Consider the following 18,388-nt stretch of genomic DNA (forward strand, 5'->3'; position numbering starts at 1 on the left):
TATACCGCGGAGTCTTACCCATCATGCGTAGACGATCTTTTCTCAGGACTGCATCAGCCGCTGCTCTGCTCGCCCCGGCATCGCTTCGTAGCTACGCAGTCGGTCTTACAGGAGCGAACACTCCGCGCATTGCCTTCGGCGGCATCGGCATCGAGTGTAGTACCTACAGCCGCATACGGGCTCGCATGGAAGACTTCACCATCCTCAAAGGTCCGGCGCTGTCCGATTCGAAGCGCTTTGCCTTCATGAAAAACTATCCCGTGCCCTTTATCCCGACAGTCGTTGCCACAGCTGTACCCGGAGGTCCAGTCGACAAGGCAACCTACGACAGCATCAAGGCCGATTTTCTGGGACAGCTGCGTGCGCTCCTTCCACTCGACGGTCTCTTCCTCCCCATGCACGGTGCCATGTTCGTCGACGGCATGCAGGATGCCGAAGGCGACTGGATGGAGGCAGCCCGCAAGGTCGTTGGACCGGACTGCCTGATGTCCGCCTCGTACGACCTGCACGGCAACGTCAGTCAGCGTGTTATCGACAATCTCGATATGTTCTCCGCCTTTCGCACCGCGCCGCACATTGACTATGAAGCGACCATGCAGCGAGCCTGCGCCATGCTCCTTCATTGTCTCGATCAGCACATTCGCCCGACGCTCGTATGGGCTCCCATCCCGGTGCTCATGCCGGGTGAACGCAGCAGCACGCAGTGGGAACCCGCCAAGCGACTCTGGGCAGAGGTGCCGAAGCGGAACGAAGAGCCCGGCATCCTCGACGTCTCCCTGCTCGTCGGCTATGTGTGGGCCGATGAGCCTCGCTCGACCGCTTGCGCCGTAGTTACAGGCACAGCGGTCGTCACGGAGAAGAAGATCGCTATCGATCTGGCGCAGCAGTATTGGAACGCCCGCAGAGAATTTAAGTTCGGCACGGAGACGGGGACCATCGATGAATGCATTGAGCGCGCCATGAAGGCGAAGGCGCACCCAGCCATCATCGCCGATTCAGGTGACAACCCGACTGGTGGCGGCAACAGCGACCAGTCGGAAGTCCTCGCCCGTCTACTGCACTTCGGTGCGCAGAATGTGGTTTTTGCGGGTATTACCGACAAGCCCGCGACCGATGCCTGTTACAGCGCTGGAGTCGGCGCGACGATTCCACTTTCGATCGGTGCGACCCTTGACCCTCTTGGCAGCAAGCCTGTCCACGCGACTGCTAAGGTTATATTTTTGCTCACAGCACCGACAGAGCGCCAACGCGAGGCGGTCGTGCAGATTGAAGGAGTGACGCTTGTCCTCTGCGCTCAGCGAAGGCCTTACCATGACATGGTGGATTTTACCCGCCTGGGTCTTCAGCCCACCTCCTACAAAATCATCGTTGTGAAATCAGGGTACCTTTCCCCAGAGCTGGCACCAATTGCGAATCCGAGTCTAATGGCTTTGTCAGACGGTGCTATCAATCAGGACATCGTTCATCTGCCGAAGAATAAGTTTCGTAAACCTTCATATCCCTTTGTCGAGGATCTCACCTTCAACCCTCAGGTGTTTACCTCTGCGCGTGCGCCTCAAAGCTAGAAAGACGGGCGAGTAAGTTCGATCGCTCCGAGCAGGCTTGTGAAGAGGGTCTCTCGTTTTGCCGACCGCCAATTATCTGCGAAAAGGTTGAGTGCTGTTTGCTTCAGTTGGTCTGGCAAATAGAGTGTTGTGGCTTTTGGATACTAGCCCGATCGCTGTTCTGACGTCAGCGCTTACGCTATTTATCTCCTACATATTTACACTCAATCACTCTCAAGCAAGATCTATAGCTCCTCACGGTTCTCGTTGGTCCCCTGCGCGCGGTCCGTAAGGAAGTCATCTGGAAATCTGTCCTCGTCGATTGCACTGAAGTTCACGCCTGCCACCGGGCGACTCGGAAAGGATCAGGTCACCATTTCGGGACCACGACGAATTCCTGCCTCTTTCGCAATCTTGGAAGTCGGAGCGCTTAGTCCCTGCGTAGCGATGATCCGAGTTGCTGCCAACAGGAGAGCAATCCGTTTCTCGTCAGTTCGCGGTCTTGACATTCCTAGAGCATGTTGGAAAGCGTCTGGTCAGTCAACTATTGGTGTCCGGAACCTCCTTGAACTTAGCGCAATTCCGGTCGGAGAACCGTGCCTGCAACCGAGAGGCCGACTCTTAGGTACTGATACCTTTCTCACCCGTCGCTCCGTAACGGAGACCATCCACCAGAAGCGCGACTATTCTGCGTGCATAAGCGGGCTCTTTGTCGTGGGATACCCTGCACAGGTTGGCGACAGCATGCAGCAGCTCTTCGGCATCAACACCAGAGCGCACCGCGCCCGCCGCAATCGCAGCATCCAGCAGACCCGTCAATGCAGGAAGTAGGCGTGTATTGAAAAGACGCGGGAGAGCACTGTAGGCCGGGTCGCCGGAGTGTAGCGCCGCTGCGAGCCCACGTTTGGTGGCAATGAAATCTACAAAGCGCTGCATCCAGCGGGCTAACGCGTCACCCGGCTCGTATTGGCTCGACAATTCAAGCGCAGCATCCGCACAGGCATCCACTCTGCTTTGAAATACCGCCTTGATAAGGTCTGAGCGCTGCGGAAAATGACGGTAGACCGTTCCGAGACCGACACCTGCGCGTTCCGCTATCGTTCGGACTGGAGCGTCGACGCCCGCTTCCTGAAACACCTCCTCGGCCGCTATGAGGAGTGAAGTCATTTTGCGCTGTGCGTCAGCACGCAGTGGGCGAGGCGCCTGGGGCTCGGGATTCTTCTCAGTCGCGAGCGAGATGGTGGTGTTTTTCATGGAGGGCCATTTGCAATCGGAACTATGTTCCGTTTATTATATGGAACATGGTTCCGGCTACACCGAAAGTCTATCAGATGCAGTCTGGACGAAGCGATCTAGAAATGGAGAAGTACATTGGCAGATAAAGTTTGGTTTATTACGGGTACTTCCAAGGGATTCGGACGTGTTTGGGCAGAAGCCGCACTAAAGCGTGGTGATAAGGTCGCCGCAACCGCACGTACGTTGGAGAGCGTCACTGATCTGCAAGAGAAGTACGGCGTAAACGTTCTGACGTTAGAGCTCGACGTGACGAAGCCGGATCAGGTAAAGAGAGCAGTGGCGGATGCACACGCTCACTTCGGAAGACTCGATGTGGTGGTCAACAATGCCGGCTATCCTTTGCTCGCCGCGATCGAAGAGGCGAGCGCGGAGGATATTCGAGCTCTCTATGAGACCAATGTTATTGGCACGGTTTCCGTGATCCAAGCAGTCTTGCCCTTGTTGCGAGAGCAAGGGAGCGGCCACATCATTGGTATCTCAAGCACGCTTGGTCATGTGACGATGCCACTGATCGGCTACTACTGTTCGTCGAAGTGGGCATTCGAAGCGATTCACGAGAGTCTGGCGATGGAGGTAAAGCCTTTCGGAATTACAGTGACAATCGTAGAACCGGGGGCCTATGCCACCGAGTTCGGCGGTCCATCGTCCGGAAAGACTGCTGCGAAACTCGACATCTATGCAGATATGAAGGAGAAAATATTTGAGGGTTTGAAGACTATGGAACGAGGCAATCCCGCCGCCACGCCGGACGCTATGTTCAAGTTAGTGGATGCTCAGAACCCGCCGCTCCGCTTGTTTCTTGGCAGCCATAATCTGTCGCAGGTACGTGCAGCCTATGCTGACCGGCTAGCGACATGGGATGCGTGGCAGTCAGTGGCAGACTCTGCTCAAAGCATCTCGAAGGAATAAAGTGGAATGAGCAAACCGACCAGGTGCCGCAACTTGGTAGGATTCATCCTGATAAACGCACTTCTCGTCAGCCACGGAAACTGACGAGAAGTTGACTTTTCGAGGGTTGACTCATGGCGTCTGAATTTGGAGGTTGTTCTAGTCGGGAGATGGCTGATTGAAATGATCGCAAGACTGACGATCTTGTCATCCATGACACTGAAGTAGCTTGTCAGAATCAGCTCTGCAGGGAGGCTGGTCCTGTCATATGTGCTGTCGTAGGTACCAATGAGAATCGTGTCACCGTAGTGATCAAGTACCCCTCGTACGTCAATGGTTAGTTGGTCGCCGATCACCTCCTCTGCACCCAACCTTGGATAGCGTCAATGTCGGCGATGTGCCGACAGTTGTCACTGGTATACGCGTCCTTGGAGAAAGTGGCCATGATCTCATCGTTGTCATGCGCGTTCATGGCCTTAACGTCTGCGGCGAGGCCGCCTTCATCTCGATTGACATATTAGGTTCCTCCTTCCGAGGTATGACCACCATCGGAGCTGGCGCAAAGGGAGAGTCAAGACACAATCGAGCATTTGACACTCCACTAGGGGGAGACTCGAGGCTCTAGGTATTTTAGAATCACTCGCAAGTGAGAGATGATGAAGAACCTGATGAAGGTGGGCCATCCAACCTGACAGGCCAGATACACCTTTTGACCAAGACGGTTTGCCTTGGACCTCGCGACTTCGCTGGGATTACTCCTATTTCGGGTCGCCGCGATCTTATTTCTCCTCGCCCTGCTGCTCCGAATTTACTTGAGCCTTTGGCTCGTCTCTAAGGGGCGGTCGGCAATATCGCTCACTATGTACCTGATATTGGCCGCGATCTGTGTGCCGCTTTTCTTCTCAGAGTTCACTGCGCATGGCACGCTCTCCAGAGTCGGTGACGGGCTGAGCGCCTTGATCGTCGTTTTGTGGCTCGTGGCTGCGTTTACGCTTAGACGGGCTTGATGCTCTACTACTCCGAGCGCGAAGGAATCCGTTCCCACTCAAGCCTGCTCTAATCGCGGTCTTTGCACCTTGGTTCGTTGGTGCACAACTAAGAGCGGATTTTCCGTTGGACGACTCGGGCAAGCTTGCGCTGGGGTAATGATACTGATGGTCTGAGCAGCGAATTGAACACTTCCTCGAACATCGGGTTTTCGGCAACTACGGTTCTATTTTTCCGCAAACCCGTTTCCAGGAACTACGGTTTAACATGGTGTCTCACGGTGGAGAGGATAGTGTGAGCGTGATGCAGTGCAACATACGGACCCTAATCTACTCGCGGGTTCATGGCCTCATCTACTATCATCGTCGACACCCTACCCCGCGTCGCCTCAAGCTTCAGGCCTAGTTGTTCTTGAATCGCAGTAAACAGCGGCGGATTCTGTGCGTCGTCCGGAGCCTTCGGCACCTCGCCTCCATACTGCGTTTGATCCTGCGCGAACTTCAAATTGAAATCGTACTTCACGGTGAGACCCGTCCGGTTCACCGTAGGCCTGTCCAATGTCGCCCGCTGCAGCATCGCAACAAAGTCGTCCATCGTGACGCTATGCGCCGGAACCTCGATCCGGTCCGGATACACCACTCCAATAATCTTTGGTGGGTCGTCCGGAATCGCTGCGACCTTCAACTTTGCGCCGCCCTTTGCCACGCTCAGCGCATAAATTGCCATCTCCTGGTCTTGACGATGAAACTTCAGTCCGAACCTCTCCAACAGCAGCGCCCGCAGCATCTGCGTTTGTTCCAGCCGCGTCGGCGCAACCTCTCCCGGCGTTATCGCTTCGATGGTAAAGTGTCGTGAGTCCATCCACTGTGGTCCGCCCGAAATTGTTCGCGGATTCATGTCATATCCCAGGGCTATCAGGGCTTTCAGCGTAAAGTTTGTCGCTACCCATCGGTGCGTCCCATCCATCCGGAAAAATCGTCCGGACTTCGCATCCGGATCTACGGGCTTCACCGTCGCCACTTCAAACGCGTCGAACACTTGTGTATTGCTCGGCTCCTGCCCAGCCGCGGCCAGAGAGCATCCAATCACAACCATCGCGAAGAACCGCCTCATAACCCACCTTAGCGCCATTATCCCACCGATCCATGTCGAATCGCATCGCATCCGGAGGTAACGGATCGCTGACGGGCCCGCAGTATTCGGCTCTTTTTGGACGCTGACCGAACCAACTTCCTGCAAAGTCGGTTTATCGGAAAATTGGGTAGTTATTGTCGAAATCACCGTTTTCAGGGAACTGCCGTATCGGAACTAGCTTTGGCATTCAGAAGGTCTGGCAGAGGGCCGATGTATCCATCGTATTCATTGGCGGCTTCTAGAGTGTCGTTCACGCCTATCGGGTCCCATTCGGACGTGAGAATCCGCCGAGTTGCCTCCCGCTCCTCTCGCGACTGCTCTGTGTCGCCCATACTGATCATTCTCGCAAAGCGACGTTCCCGCAAAGTCGTTGGCGGCACCATCTGTGCGATAGAACCGCATCATTCCCCTTGGATCGCTCATTCCGCCAAGGATCAGGCAATCTGCGCCGAGCGCGTCACCAAGATCTGTGAGTTCTCCACTCGCATGCTCCATACAGGCGAAACGCTTGTAGAAGAGGGGTGCAATCTCAAACCGCCTGGATCGGCATATCGCTGATTGCAAAGGCGGCAGTCGGTGGAAGGGCTAAACAGCGAGTGCGGAAAGAATGTGCCAGATCAAGCTCGTCGCTTCTTCTCGAAGGGAAGCACAACCCCTTCAATTCCGCTCCAGTTTCTACGTCCCGCAAAATCAGCTATCCGGCAATGCAAGGCGCGTGCCAGTCATTCGGAACGCCTCGGCCATCGATGACCCTTCGGCAAACAGGTTTCAGGCAGGACGTTGTCACTGTTCTTTCATCCACACTAGGAACATAGGCTTTGAGCTTCCGTCGTCAAAGCGATTCAACTCCGTCAACCGTGGCACAAACGCGTGAATAAGTCCATTCATCGCCACAAAGAGGTTATTCATCCTCAACGGAAACATTTCTCCTTAGGTTGACGTCTAGCATGAACAAGACAAGAAACGTACAAGCCTAGGGCGCGAGCGAGGTTTGCTGGCTGTTGCTAAGGATAACGAAGCCACATTAATCATGTCGCAGCGAAGAAACAATCGTTTGCGGCAGTGTCACCTATTTTCTAAGAGGAGCCATCATGCGCAGAAGTCTTCGAGGAATTATGCTTTTTGCCGCACTGTTTGTCGTACCTGCGATTATTTACGCGCAAACCACGGCAAGCGTGAACGGTACCATCTCCGACCCATCGGATGCAGTCATTCCTGGCGCCATAATCCTTCTGGCGAACGCCTCCACCGGTGTCCATTACGAGGTCAAGTCGGATGCGGCGGGTTCCTATCGCTTCGCGAATGTTCCTCCGGGCCCGGGCTATTCAATGCAGTTCAGCGCTCAGGGCTTCTCTCCGCTTAAAGTCAATGACATCTATGTAAACGTTGCAAATTCGCGTTTGCAAAATGCGAAGCTGAGCCCAGGAACCGCAACGGTTGAAGTGCAGGTCGTCGATACGTCAGACGTGACGCTCAACACGACCGACGGCAGCGTCGGCAACAACTTCCAGATATCGAAGTTGCAGGACCTTCCCGTGTATGACCGCAGTTCGCCGGGCGTGCTGTTTACCTTGCAGCCCGGCATCACATCGAGCGGCGCAACCACCGGCGCACGTACCGACCAGAACAATGTGACGGTCGATGGCCTGGACGTAAACGACGCCTATAACGGCGGTTTTGCCATCATCACCAGCGGTGCCCCGGTCGACTCGATCCAGGAGTTCCGAGGCACCACCGCCGGGTTCACTGCGGCCAACGGCCCTGGAAGCGGCGGACAGTTCCAGCTCGTAACCCGCAGCGGCACAAACCAGTGGCACGGCAACATCAACGAGTATCACCGCGACAACTCCACCACGGCGAACAACTGGTTTAATGCCAATGCCGGCGTTCCGCAGCCGGAGCTGGTCCAGAACCAGTTCGGCGGTTCCGTCGGCGGCCCAATTCTGCACGACAAGCTTTTCTTCTTCTTCAACTTTCTGGGCTCGCGTATCGCCCAGCAGTCAGCGCAAGAGCGTACTGTTCCTCTGCCCTCGTTCGCTGCGGGCACTATCTCTTACATGAACAACAACCCGGGCTGCACCGACGCTACTCGGCAGAACACTACCCCCAACTGCGTCTCCTCACTCTCGCCCGCACAGGTACGGCAGATGGACCCGGCTGGCGTGGGAGAAAGTCCGCAGATCCTGGCCCTGTTCAAGAACCGCTACCCGGCACCAAACGATCTCACCTCGGGTGACGGGCTAAACAGTGCTGGCTTCCGCTTCAATTCGCCTGTGCCAGACAATCACACCGTCTATACCGGACGTGTCGACTATGGCTTGACCTCGAAGATCAAGATCTTCGGCATCGGCAACGTCTCACGTGAAAACCAGGTAACCGGCGCACAGCAGTTTCCCGGCGATGCGCCATCACAACAGTTCGTCGACCGCAGCTATCGGTATGCAGCCGGCATGAACTGGGAGATCAGCCAGTCGAAGTTCAACCAACTTACCTACGGAAGCGTCGTCGCGGACTATAACTACGCTCAACCCTCCAATCCCGAAGGACTCTACCAGATCGGCTTTGGTAATGGATTCACGCCCACGCTCGTTGACAATCCTTACTCCAGCCCCTCGGGCTCATCGAATCGCCATGTGGTCACCTCACAAGTGAATGACAACTTCACCTGGAACCTGGGAAACCACCAGATGCAACTGGGCGGCTACTTCAAGTGGATTCACTTCATGGTGGACACGACGAGTGGGTATGACGGGTACAGCATTGGTCTCGGCGGCCACATCTTCAGCACGCCTGGTCTCGAGCCTGCGAACATCCTGCCGTCGGATAGCACGGCATCGGAGTACTACGACAATGCCTTTGTCTCTTCGCTAGGGCGTGTTGCGAGCACCAGCGGCACCTTCAACTATGACGCTGGCGGCAACGTGCTGGCGCAGCCTTCTTCCTCAGCTCGCAAATGGCTCGACTTCCAGACGCAGCCTTACATCAGCGATAGCTGGAAGATCAAGCCGAATCTCACGATCAATGCTGGGTTGAACTACCAGTTCTTTACCGTTCCTTACGAGACGCAGGGGCTTGAAACTATTCAGACAACCGGTTTCGACGAGTACTTCGCAGCACGCGAGGCGCAGAGTGCTGCCGGCGCGAGTGGAAATTCTGCCGTGCCGTTTGTAACGTACGTGCTTGGGGGCAAGAAGAACAACGGTCCTGGCTTCTACAAGTCGAACCTCCATGACTTCGCTCCCCACGTCGGCTTTGCCTATAGCCCAAGCTTCGATTCATCCACTGTCTTCAACGGCAGCGCGAGCATGGTGTATGACCGCACCGTTATCAACGCGATTCTCAATCAGCAGATTCAGTTCTCCTACCTGTTTCAGCAGAATGTCACGAATCAGAATGGCAATAACTCGGATGCTACCGGTTCCGTCGGAACCGATCCGCGCATTGCCAGTGCACCGACCGTAACGGCTCCGGCTACACCCAAGACTCCCTTTCAACCCTGGGTCACCGCCGGTGTTCCCGTGGGTCTGCAGGGAGGTCAATTCAACACGACGGTCGATCCAAACCTCAAGACGCCGTATTCCATCCTGCTCAGCTTTGGGATGCAGCACCAATTCCAAGGGTCTATGGTGCTCAAGGTCAACTATGTTGGTCGCCTCGGCCGCAGGCTGTTGGCGCAGGCCGACGCAGCCCAGCTTATCGACTTTACGGATGCTGCATCGCAACAGACGATGAACCAGGCAATGCAGAACATCGAGCGTGAAGTTCGCGCCGGAAGGGACCCGGCAAACCTGCCTGCGGAACCATGGTTCGAGCATCAGCTGCCTTCTGGTTATAACGGTAAGCTGCCAAATAAGACCTCGGCTGCCGCTTCCTCTAACCCTAACCTGGTCGAGATTGGCGACTTTGCCGATTTCATCCAGGCGCTCTCTCCCAACCTCCAACCTAACGTGGGAATGTCCGCCCAGTTCGGCGAAAATACCATTTTCACCAACAAGGGCTTCTCGAGCTATAACGGCCTGCTCGTCACGCTGCAAAAGAACCTCAGCCATGGCATACAGTTCGACGTGAACTACACCTGGTCGCATTCTATCGACAATACCTCGGAGGTTGCGGCCGACGGTGCGGCCAGCGGATACGGGTTTGTCTGCGATGCCGTGCATCCGCGCGAGTGCCGTGGCAACTCTGACTTCGACACCAAACACTACCTCACCAGCGACTTCACTTACTCACTGCCCCTTGGTCGCGGAAAAGCCTTCTTCGGTACTCTGCCGCGGGTAGCCGACGAGCTGATCGGTGGCTGGAGCGTGAGCGGTATTCCATCGTGGCACAGTGGTCAGGCGTGGTCGCCGCTCTCGAATGCCTTCGTCGCCGGGTTCTCAAACGATGCGCCGGCAATCTTCAATGGCGATACACATGCCGTCAGGCGTGGCATCCATAAGGAACCCAACGGTTCGGTAAGCGTCTTCGCTGATCCTGCTGCAGCAGTTGCAGCGTTCTCCGGGCCGGTGGGTCTTACTATCGGAAGTCGCAACATTCTCCGTGGACCCCAGTACTTCAACATGGATGCGGGACTGGCGAAGACGTTCGCGCTGATCCCGGACAGGAACGTTAATTTCAAGTTCCGGGCAGACGCATTCAACGTCCTCAACCATCCCAACTTTGACGATCTCGATTATGGAAGCTATGGCGGGAATGACAACATTACTGCTACAACCAACTTCGGCCAACTGACGGCCACGAATGGAAATCCTCGCGTGCTGCAACTCTCAGGCCGTATCGAGTTCTAGGCTTCTTCCTGATCAACCAATCAAAGGCTGCGAGGAACCTCGCGGCCTTTTTTCTCGCAACGATTGCGAATGGGAGAGCATGGAGGCACAAAATGCCCAAGCCAGGAACTATTGTGAGAGGTCGACGCTATTCCTCGTGACGTTATCCTCCTTGCACTGAGTTCAGAGGGTTTAGGAGCGTTCAGATTGGCGAGCGAAATCGCAGCCAATCCTCCGAAGAATGGAACGAATTGATTCCCAGGAGGCGCCTTCTAGCAACGAAAACCGACCTTCGCCATGGAAACTTCACGCTATGGCAGCGAAATCCTTTTCAGGGCGACCCTCTCACAACACTATCTCGTTATATCTGCCCTGAATGCGGAACGCCCATCATTCCCCGGTACAGCCGGTCAGAGTGGACGCCGCAGCTTCATGGAGGCTGGTATTTCATCGGAATTTTGAACGGAGGCTATAAAGTCTTGAGGAAGGCGATGCCGTGCGATCGATGTCCTGTTCAGCAGACGGAAGAATACACGCCATTTTTCAAAGACTGAGTTTGTCTTAGCAGGTGCCAGAGTAGGTGACATCGCCTTTTCGTGGAGATCTTCACTCTTATGTAGTGAGGACCTTGAATGATGACCGACGAACTCACTACGATGAACGAAACAGATATGGCGGTACCGATTGAAGAGGTTAATGCCGACTCTGTCGAACAGATGATTGAGTCGAACTCAGTCGGCGCTCGCATTAAGCAACTGAGGCTCAAGCGGTCGATGGGGTTGGTGGAGCTAGGCGTCAAGACAGGCTTGTCAGCCAGCTTCCTGTCCCAATTAGAGACAGGCCGTGTTGTGCCAACCCTGCGCAATCTTGCACGCCTTGGCCTGGTGTTCAATAAGGATCTTTCGTACTTTTTTCAGCCGGATCAGCACAGTTTTTTCAGGGTCCAGCGGAAGAAGGACCGTGTTCGTATCCCGCAGCCAAGAGCGGCCAACCCGTCGCACCTTGCGGAGAGTTTTGGCATCCTTGTGCCAGACCGGAGCCTTGGGCCATGTATCGCGGAGTTCTTTCCGAACCGGGACGTGAATCCGTTCCGCCCTCAGATGTACCAAGGGCACGAGATGGTCTACCTCGTTTCAGGATCTTTGGAGATAGAGTTTGGGAGTCGTCGAGACACGCTCCATGCCGGAGATGTTGCCTATTTGGATGCCAGCACGGCGCGCGTCTTCCGCTGTGCCGGGGACGAGTCAGCAAAAGCGCTGATTATCAGTGTTCCGCTTCGGGTCTGACATCGGCTAGACAGCTTCCACAGTGTCTGGTTCGACCGCGTGAGGGTCTTTCTGGGGAGGAACCTTTGCGAGTGCCTTCAGCGTGTCTTTACTGACCGGCTTCTCGTGGAGGAGGAGCTCGGCGGCGCGGACGCGTGGGTTGGCATGGAACCATCGCTGAACGATGTTGTCGCGCAAGAGGTTGAGCAAGGCTAGCAGACTCATTCCCTGATGGTGGGCCATCCATGAGCGAACGAGCTGCGGTTCGCGCCCTTCCATGTAGTCGGCTGCTTCGTAGAAGCCGTAGGCTCCCAGCCAATCAAGTGAGGCCATCTTGCGAAGGTTGGCAAGGGCGTCTCGGCGAAGGAGTGGTAGCGCGAGGAAGGATGCATACGGGGCGATGACGGGGCCGTCCTCTGCGCCATACTTCAAGGCAAGGGCCGGGATGCCGAAGGCTTGGTAGCCATAACGTCCCAGAGAGTCGGTTTTGGCGAAGCCGGATTCCGAGATTCCCCAAGGTATGTTGCCTCGCTTCAGTGAGCGGACGTGATCCCTCTGAATGCGGACGGCTGACTCGAGCGAGCGCGAGATGAGGGTGTTGGGAAAGGTCTGCATCCAGAGCGAGGGCATCAGGTACTCAAACATGGTGCCCGTCCAGGAGAGCAGGGCAGCGCGACCATTGACGAGGACGTGTGAGCGATCAAGACGAAACCAGGATCGCTGTGGGATGTCACCCTTGGCTACAGCCAGGAAGCTGGCGATCCGGGCCTCGGAAGAGAGCAGGTCGTAGCAGGCCGAATGAACCTCGCCTTTCGGTCCGTCATAACCGATCGAGAGGAGTTGGCGGGACTCGTTGAAGAGGAAGCCATACTCCATGACGTCGGCGAAGTAGTACGCCTTTGCGGCGACTGATTCCATGTCGGCTTGGAGCTTGGCGAGGTTATCCTGTGCGGAGGCTAGCAGTGTCCGCAGGGTCGCAACAAGGGAACGGATGGATGAGCCGTCGGTGAGTAATCGGTCGGCTTCGATGAGCCGGGTATCGAGCGAGCGAGCGTACGTAACGGCGTCGAGTAATGTGGGGATTTCGTCGTCCTCGGAGTTGCGGACGATGAGCTTCGGCAGTTCGAAGACCTCTGCAAACTGCGGCAGCAGCCAGGGCGCGTAGTCGTGAATGAAGCCTTCCAGTTTCGCGTGACGGCGCGCTGCTTCAAGGGTGATCCAATCCGCATCTCCCTCGGGAGCTGGCGAGGTCTGCTCAAGCAGGAGCTTGACGCGTGACCGCATGTCCGTTGTGCTGCGATGTCTCTGGTGAATATCGTGGGCGCTGCTTGACCTGCCCGAGGTGGTAGCGAGCATCTGCTCTATGCCGGCGAAGGAATCGCATGAAAGGATTGGTCGCTTGAGAAGATCGAGTGCGCCAGTATGGAGCGTGTAGAGGGAGGCGGCGAGGTTGCCGCTATCGACCGCCGAGACAGTGAAAGGCGGAACGGCCTTGAGGGTCTCGATGTCGTACCAGTTATAGATGTGGCCGCGCACCTTCTCCAGACCGTCGTAGGTGTTGAGCGTGCCGAGCGAGGCTTCGGCAAATTCGGGCAGGGTGAGGAAGCCGAACTCGTACGCTGCCTGGCGGGCGTTGAAGAGCATGCCAAGGTTGGTTGGCGAAAGCTTGCGGACTTGCAGCGTACCCTTTTCCTCAACATTGTCCGGAATGAGCCAGTGATTTTTGGCGTCGCCGAACTCGGCAAAGTAGCGCCAGATGAGCAGCGCCTGTTGCCGGAGAAAGAGAGTATCGGAGGCGGAGAGCGGGCCTTCGGTGCGACGCGGTGATGAATCGAGCCAAAGCACAAGCAGAGGAGCGATGGCCCAGATGACAAGCACCGGTGCCGCGGGCACTAGTGTGTGGAGGAGATCGTGCCGGTGCGTGAGGAAAAGGCCCGCAGCGATGAGTATGGCTACGATTGGCGAGAGTTGGAGATAGAGGTCGAGCGATGTCGTGGTCTTGCCGGATTCGGCTTGCGCCGCCGTCTCCCACTCGAGGAGATACTTGCCAGAGAGAAGTCGGCGCGCGGTGGAGCGAACGATGGCGTCGACTGAGAGCAGCATCTGGTGTGGCAGGAAGGCAAGATTGATGAGTGAGAAGCCGAGCGAGGCCCAGAGGGTTGAGAGACCATCCTGCGCGGTGCCGACGCTGGCTTTGAGCAGAGCGCGACCAAGCGCGAAGCCGAACTGGACGAGGCTTGGCAGGAGCAGCAGCAGGAGGACAGCTACGGTCCAGTAGCGAGCTCCGCCGGGAAGGAAGAACCATCCGAAGACCAGGAGCAGAAAGGTGATGGGCTCAACGAGCGAGCGACGCAGGTTGTCGAAGATCTTCCATCGCGAGATGGTGCTGATGGGGTTCTGAACGAGGTGGCCGGACTCGTCAGGAACGCGACTGAAGAGCCATTGAGCAATCTGCCAGTCGCCGCGGACCCAGCGATGCTTGCGGCGAGCGTGGGCGGCGTAGCGCGATGGATAGTCGTCGATCACTTCAACGTCTGTGACGAGGCCGGCTCGAACGTAGGCTCCCTCGATGAGGTCGTGCGAGAGGAGGGCGTTCTTGGGGAAGCGGCGGTTCAGCACCTCGTGAAGGATGCTGACCTCGTAGATGCCCTTGCCGGTGAAGATGCCTTCGCCGAAGAGGTCCTGGTAGACGTCGGAAACGGCCCGCGTGTAGATATCGAAGCCGGTCTCGCCGGAGTAGATGGCAGCGAGGCGAGATCGCGAGGCCGAGTCGACGCTGACCCCTACGCGCGGCTGGAGAATGCCGTAGCCGTGCGTGACGACGCGGAGCTTCGGATCGATGATGCCCTGATTTAGAGGATGAGCGAGGGTGCCGATCATCCGGGCCGCGGTGCTGCGGGGTAGCTGTGTGTCGGAGTCAAGCGTGATGACGTAACGGATGTTGTCGAGCACAGCAATCGGACCGGCCTTGACTGGAAAGCTGTCAAAATCGCGCAGGATCAGATTGTTCAGATCGAGGAGCTTACCGCGCTTACGCTCCCAGCCCATCCATACGCCCTGCCGTGAGTTGAAGACGCGATAGCGATGCAGCAGAAGGAAAGCGCCGCCACGCTGGCCGCTGTACTTCGCGTTCAGATCGTTGACGTACCGCGTCGCCAGAAGAACGAGAGGATGCTGGTCTTCGGCGGCGGGCTTGGCGACGCTGTCCGGCATGTCGGTAAGAAGGCCGAAGTGCAGGTTTGGATCCTGGTTCGAGAGATAGCGTGCTTCAAGTTCTTCGAAGAGTTCGCGAACCTGCTTTTCGCTGAGGAGGAGCGTAGGTACGACGACAAGCGAGGTCGCCTCGGTGGGAATGGACTTTGAAAAATCGAGCTTAGGCAGCGCCTCAGCATGAAGCAGGGCCGAGACGCTGCTGTTGACCAGATCCACAGCACCTTGCGTCACAGGGAGCAGGGCGAGCAGAAGAGCCCCAATGACAGGCCAAAATGCATTGTGCGGAATGAGAGCGACAATCAAAGCAGCGATCAGGAAGATGGAGAGGAAGAAGATGCCGAGGATGTAGACATCCTCATTGTTCTCGCGGAGGAAGGACCGGAACCGCTCGAGCGGTGGGGCGTGGTAGCCGATGCGCTGGCGGAGACGCGGCAGGCCCTCGGCGAAGAGATAGAAGCCGATGTGACGCTGGCGGAAGTGACGCCGTGGGTCCGCATCGGGGGTCTCAGCGGAGATTTGAGCCATCGCGAGTGCGGCTTGTGCGGTCTCGAGTTCGCTCATGTCAGCGTGCTTCGCCAACTCGGCGATCCGCAGGTGATAGGTGTTGCGAGTCTCCTCTTCCATGCGGTCGAAGACGCCGGCGGGATCCTGCCGAAGAGTTGCGTCGAAGGGAATGAGGGGCTCGAGGACGGTTCGCCACTCGTACTGATTGAGGCGGCGGAGGCTGTGAAGCGGGGCGGAGAAAGGGGACTGCTCGATCGGCGGAAGCGGACCTGCGGCGAAGGCCTCGTCAGCTCGGTCAAGGATGAACTCCAATAGCGCAATCTTGAGGGCCACCGGCAAAACAGCGATCTCCTGCAGGAGCAATGCGTCGTGTCTCTCAATCTGTCTTACGTAGAGTGTGAGGGACCCGGCGGACCAAATGCCTTTTGCAGCAGCGAGGTAGCCCTCGGCGAGCGCCATGATGCGGGGAATGTCGCTGGTCGCGGAGGGTATGCGCACATGGGGCAGGCGAAGAAAGGTTGGAGTGGCGGTCTTCGCTGACGTTAGGACGGAGTCCATCATGCGCGTGCTCTCAAGCAGTTCGAGTTGCGGCGTCAACTCCTTCAGGGAGGTGTTACGACGGCAGACGCGAAGGCGGAGTTCGAGGCGTGTGGCAAGGTCTTTGAGGCGTTGCGGAAGGCTTGTGGTTTTTCCATCCGAGGGCAGCAACTCCCATTGGACGATAAGCGCTTCTGCGTGATGGCGCAGATGATCGTCGGTGACAGAAGGTTTTTCGGGCAGGCCTTCCGTAGGAATCTGGACCGGGGGTGGTGCCTGGTGGCCGGAGTTTTCAGCCGTACCGTGATCTGGGGCAAACGAGGCCATGAACGCTTTTCCTTTCTATTCCGATGCTGCGAAGCTGGTACTTTGTCGCAGTGTGGAGTTGCGTTTATCGGTAGCTGGCAGCCTGCATCTCGAACATTCCTGCGTAGACGCCTGCGCGCTCCATAAGTTGCAGGTGATTGCCCTCTTCGATGAGGCGGCCTCCGGCGAGGACGACGATGCGGTCAGCCATCCGGACGGTGGAGAATCGGTGCGAGATCAGGAGAGCCATCTTGCCTTCAGTGAGTTCGGCGAAACGCTCGAAGACCTCGAGTTCGCTGCGAGCGTCGAGGGCGGCGGTCGGCTCATCGAGGATGAGGAGGTCGGCGTCCCGGAGATAGGCCCGGGCGAGCGCAATCTTCTGCCATTCGCCACCGGAGAGTTCGACGCCTCCCTCAAAGCGACGGCCGAGAACCTGGTCATAGCCGCCAGCAAGCTTCGCAACGACGGTGTCGGCGAGGCTCTTGTGGGCGGCCGATTCGATGTCGGCCTGCTGGTGAGGCTGGTCGACACGACCCACGGCGATATTTTCCCGGGCGGTCATCTCGAAGCGCATGAAGTCCTGGAAGATGACCCCGATGTGCCGGTGCAGATCCTCGAGGGAGTACTCGCGGAGATCAACTCCGTCGAGCAGAATACGTCCTTCTGTCGGGTCGTAGAGCCGGGTGATCAGCTTGACGACGGTTGTCTTGCCCTGGCCATTCTCGCCAATAAGGGCAATGCGTTCGCCGGGATGCAGGTGAAAGTTGAAGTTGCTGAGAACGGTTCGGTTGGTACCGGGGTAGGTGAACGATACGTTCTGAAACTCGAAGCCGAGTTTGATTGGCTCGGGCGCCTTCAGACCATTTGGCTTCGAGCGCACGGTCGGTTCCATCTCGAAAAACGCGAGGAGATCCGTGAGGAAGAGCGCCTGATCCGCGATACCGGATGCGGTGGAAAAGACCTGCTGGAGATTTGAACTTGCCTGCTGGATGGCCGCAGTGAGGAAGCTGAACTGGCCAAGGTCGTATCCGCTGTTGAGCGTGCGCCAAATGACGTAGACATAGGCGCCGTAGTAGCCCAGCGTTCCGATGATGCCGAGCAGACCGCCGACGATCAGTTTTGAGCGGGAAAGGGCTACATCTTCTACGTAGATCTGGTCGGCAAGCGCCTGAAAGCGGTCGGTGAAGAATTTGTTCAGGCCAAAGAGCTTGACCTCCTTCGCGCCCTCGCGGCTGCCGGCGACCTGGCGAAGGTAGTCCATGGTGCGTTTGGCGGTGGTCTGGCGGAAGTTCTTTGCGTAACCCAGAAAGGCGTAGTGGGTCTCTCCAAGGAACGACGGGATAACGCCGAGAGCAAGCAGAAGGATCAACCACGGCGATGCCCAGGCGAGTGCGACAGAAAAAACCAGCGTGGTGATGACCTGCTGGAAGAGTCGGCCCATCTGCTGGATCATGGCGAGCCGGTCAGTCGCCTGAACACGAGCACGCTCGAGCCGATCGTAGAAGACCGGATTCTCGTAGGTGGTCAGATCGAGCCGGGCTGCCTGCTCCATGACCCGCACGCTGACGTGCTGGGTGTAGCGATTGGCAAGGAGCGAGTCCGAGTAGTCGATCGCACGGGTGATGAGGCCGAGGCCTACGTTGAGGACTACTTCAGCAGCGACCAGCTTCCAAAAGAGCGGATCAAGGGGCTGATGACGGAGGACCCCCGCAATATCCTGAATGATGAGGGCTGCGACCTTCGCGATACCGTACGGAAGTACCGCAACAACAATGCGAAGGATGAGGCCCCAAGTCACAACGGAGGGTCCGGACTCCCAGAGGATGTACAGCACAGGGGGCATATTGCGGAGGGCGCGGAGCCGCTCCCGCCATGGGCTTTCCTGCTGTACCTCGGCTTTTTCTTCGGTCATTCGGCCTATCTGAACGGAACAAGATTTGGTGGTCTG

General features: G+C 57.1%; 8 protein-coding genes. 4 read left to right on the forward strand and 4 right to left on the reverse strand.

Features of this window, described 5'->3' with window-relative positions; genetic code table 11:
• Positions 1-23 precede the first annotated feature (23 nt).
• Positions 24-1,565, forward strand: coding sequence for a M81 family metallopeptidase (locus tag OHL20_RS18635; protein WP_263384664.1), 1,542 nt, complete (start codon positions 24-26; stop codon positions 1,563-1,565).
• A gap of 600 nt (positions 1,566-2,165) precedes the next feature.
• Here the strand turns inward: OHL20_RS18635 and OHL20_RS18640 are convergent.
• Positions 2,166-2,798 carry a TetR/AcrR family transcriptional regulator gene (locus tag OHL20_RS18640; RefSeq protein WP_263384665.1) on the reverse strand — a complete coding sequence of 211 codons (633 nt, stop codon included), beginning with the start codon at positions 2,796-2,798 and terminating at the stop codon, positions 2,166-2,168.
• A gap of 117 nt (positions 2,799-2,915) precedes the next feature.
• On the opposite strand from OHL20_RS18640, the gene OHL20_RS18645 reads away from it, so the two are divergent.
• Positions 2,916-3,749, forward strand: a complete 834-nt coding sequence (locus OHL20_RS18645) for an SDR family NAD(P)-dependent oxidoreductase (RefSeq protein WP_263384666.1) — start codon at positions 2,916-2,918, stop codon at positions 3,747-3,749.
• 1,290 nt (positions 3,750-5,039) lie between these two features.
• Here OHL20_RS18645 and OHL20_RS18650 read toward each other — a convergent pair.
• Complete coding sequence (locus OHL20_RS18650; protein ID WP_263384667.1) at positions 5,040-5,828, reverse strand: TIGR03435 family protein; 789 nt, start codon at positions 5,826-5,828, stop codon at positions 5,040-5,042.
• A 1,112-nt stretch (positions 5,829-6,940) separates the two neighbouring features.
• On the opposite strand from OHL20_RS18650, the gene OHL20_RS18655 reads away from it, so the two are divergent.
• Together OHL20_RS18655 and OHL20_RS18660 are read left to right on the forward strand one after the other, a co-directional pair.
• Positions 6,941-10,636, forward strand: a complete 3,696-nt coding sequence (locus OHL20_RS18655) for a carboxypeptidase-like regulatory domain-containing protein (RefSeq protein ID WP_263384668.1) — start codon at positions 6,941-6,943, stop codon at positions 10,634-10,636.
• A 611-nt stretch (positions 10,637-11,247) separates the two neighbouring features.
• Positions 11,248-11,901: a helix-turn-helix domain-containing protein gene (locus OHL20_RS18660; protein ID WP_263384669.1), complete on the forward strand. Its 654-nt coding sequence runs from the start codon at positions 11,248-11,250 to the stop codon at positions 11,899-11,901.
• A gap of 6 nt (positions 11,902-11,907) precedes the next feature.
• Here the strand turns inward: OHL20_RS18660 and OHL20_RS18665 are convergent, their stop codons facing one another.
• Together OHL20_RS18665 and OHL20_RS18670 are read right to left on the reverse strand one after the other, a co-directional pair.
• Positions 11,908-16,461 carry a glucoamylase family protein gene (locus OHL20_RS18665; protein WP_263384670.1) on the reverse strand — a complete coding sequence of 1,518 codons (4,554 nt, stop codon included), beginning with the start codon at positions 16,459-16,461 and terminating at the stop codon, positions 11,908-11,910.
• 64 nt (positions 16,462-16,525) lie between these two features.
• The gene (locus OHL20_RS18670; protein ID WP_263384671.1) at positions 16,526-18,352 is read right to left on the reverse strand and encodes an ABC transporter ATP-binding protein; all 1,827 of its coding nucleotides are present in this window, start codon (positions 18,350-18,352) and stop codon (positions 16,526-16,528) included.
• Positions 18,353-18,388 lie beyond the last annotated feature (36 nt).

It is taken from the genome of Granulicella arctica (genome assembly GCF_025685605.1).
Taxonomy (GTDB): domain Bacteria; phylum Acidobacteriota; class Terriglobia; order Terriglobales; family Acidobacteriaceae; genus Edaphobacter; species Edaphobacter arcticus.